The following is a 2,370-nucleotide window of genomic DNA, read 5'->3' as shown; positions in this document are numbered from 1 at the left end:
ACCCTGTCTCTGAACCCTGTCTCTGAACCCTGTCTCTGAACCCTGTCTCTGAACCCTGTCTCTGAACCCTGTCTCTGAACCCTGTCTCTGAACCATATAAAATAAAAACCAGTCTTTGGCATTTATAAACATTGTTTATATTTTTAGGTAGTATCATTTTTGAGAGTTGCGAAATTAATAAGGGATTTGCTAAATCACAATGACCTTTGAAACTAATTAATGAGTTAATTTTTCTATCAACTTCGTAATTTTTTATTCGTTTTTTAAACCTACGAATTGTATCATTTCGTATTTTAAGTTTGTTTGGTAGTATATTGTAACCCAAAAATGGAATCCAAGATTCAATTTTATTTAAAATAAGTTTCTTAGGAGATACAGAAAGCTTAAGGTTAGTGTTAATGAATTCTAAAACAATATTTTTCATTATTTTTAAGTCTTCTTTATTTTGAGCTAAAAATACAAAGTCATCCACATATCTTATATAAAATATATTTTTATTCTGTTTTCTCATCATTGGTTTAATTTTAGTTTCAACATAAAAATCTAAGTCATGTAAATAGATATTAGCAAATAGTTGTGATGTAACATTGCCAATTGGCATACCAGTTGGATTGTTAGTTAAAGGATTAATGATATTTGTTTCTAGACAACTATTAACAATCATTTTTATATAGTATAAGAATTTTTCATCCTTAACATGTCTTTGAATTTGTTTGAATAATATATTTTGATCTACTGATTGGAAGTATTTAGTAATGTCCATTTTCAAGAAATATTGATATTTCTTGCTTTCTTTTTGCAGTTTTAAAACAGCCTTGTGTGAACCTTTGCCTTTACGATTTGCAAAAGAATTTTCTATGAATTTTTTGTCAAAAATTTCTTCAAGGAATGAAAATACAGCATGATGTAAAATATGATCTTCAAAACTTGGAGCATTAATCACTCTTTTCTTTGAATCTTCAACAATGAATGTTCTATATTTTCTGTGTTTATAGGTGAAATTTATTAAGTTTTTTCTTAGATTTAGAAGATTCTCTTCTAAATTCTGCTTATAAGAAATTACTTCTTTTGTCTTATTTCTGCCTTTGTATGATATCAAAAAAGAGTTGTATAAGTGTTCTAAAGAAGTAAATTTGTCAAACATAAATAAGTATAACTAGAGTTTTTTAAAAACAATTTGAATAAAAATTTCACTAAAAATACTTTTTGGGATAAAAATATCCTAGAAATAGATTTTCATCAAGAATAATAGGATTTTTGACAAATTGTAGGATTAAATATTTATCTTGTTTTACAATAATTGTTATGCACTAAAGTTATTGTGAAAAGCAATCGAATTTTGACTAAATTTTAATAAATACAAAAAAATGCAAAAAATGAAGTATTAAAATTTGAGGAGTATAAGTCATTTGAAACTAGTTTAGGAAAATAACTTCACGATTTTGCTGGAATTTCGGAGATAAACCTTATAACAAAAGCTATTCCTCCTTTTTTAGAGTTTGAGCCTGAGAATAATTGTTCCAATTTTAATGAGAAAGAGGTTTACACATCTGAAGTAAATTTTTGGAAGGAGTATACAAAGACTCTTGATTTTTATAATATTATGGATGAAGAGAATAAAGTAGTTTGTAAGATGTTAAATGATAATAAATCATTAGCTTTTGTTTCTGGAATACATATTAATATTAGACCTTTAAATTTAGAACATTGTAGGAAATTATTCAATGTTTCATTACATCTAATGCCTTATTTAACAGGTCTTACTACAAATGGAGGTTTCCTTAACAAGCTTTTGGATAAAAAAGATTATAGATTACATATTGGTATGCTTGATGAAAACCTATTAAATGAGGATTATGTTTATGATTGTGGTTTGCCAGATTTTTATTTAGATGATATTTTTGATTATTTTGATAAACAGTTAGTAAAAGAGCCTATTTATCAGGTAAATAATACTGATTTAGAACAAAGCGTTATAGATTCTTTTAGAGAAACTAGTTGGTCTTTTATACAGATTAAAATTCAAAAAGATAATTTATTATTAGAATATAGACCAATTTCAGTACAAATGACTTCAGAATTAATAGTTTCATTTCATATATATTCATTAATGCTTTTTGAATATTTTATTGAAAGATATGATGATATTTTATTAACTCCAATAAATACTTTACATAAAAATTTAAATTGTGCTCTAAAATCTGGATCAGATGCGATAATTAATCATGATAATCAAGAAATTAAAATATTAGGGCTTCATCCGATTGAGTATAAACAACAACTAATTATCTATTTTTATCTAAAAATTTATTTTTTGAATAAAAAATCTAAATTGAAAATTTAGAATAAAAGAAATATTCTTATGCATAT

General features: G+C 25.1%; 2 protein-coding genes. One reads left to right on the top strand and one right to left on the bottom strand.

Translation table 11 applies throughout. The annotated features are described in order from the left end of the window. Positions 1-1,144: reverse transcriptase/maturase family protein (locus tag PF569_06840; GenBank protein MDA3855955.1), on the bottom strand; the 1,144-nt coding region annotated here is incomplete at its 3' end. 459 nt (positions 1,145-1,603) lie between these two features. Between PF569_06840 and PF569_06835 the strand changes: the two genes are divergently transcribed. After that, positions 1,604-2,344, top strand: a complete 741-nt coding sequence (locus PF569_06835; GenBank protein MDA3855954.1) for a hypothetical protein — start codon at positions 1,604-1,606, stop codon at positions 2,342-2,344. Positions 2,345-2,370 lie beyond the last annotated feature (26 nt).

It is taken from the genome of Candidatus Woesearchaeota archaeon (assembly GCA_027858315.1).
GTDB lineage: Archaea > Nanobdellota > Nanobdellia > Woesearchaeales > UBA583 > UBA583.
The sequence above is the reverse complement of the archived record's forward strand: the minus strand, read 5'-3'. Positions and strand labels throughout refer to the sequence as shown.

Bases quoted from the DNA above. Each gene is read 5' to 3' on its own strand.
- PF569_06835 (MDA3855954.1), top strand. From the start codon at position 1,604: ATGGATGAAGAGAATAAAGTAGTTTGTAAGATGTTAAATGATAATAAA.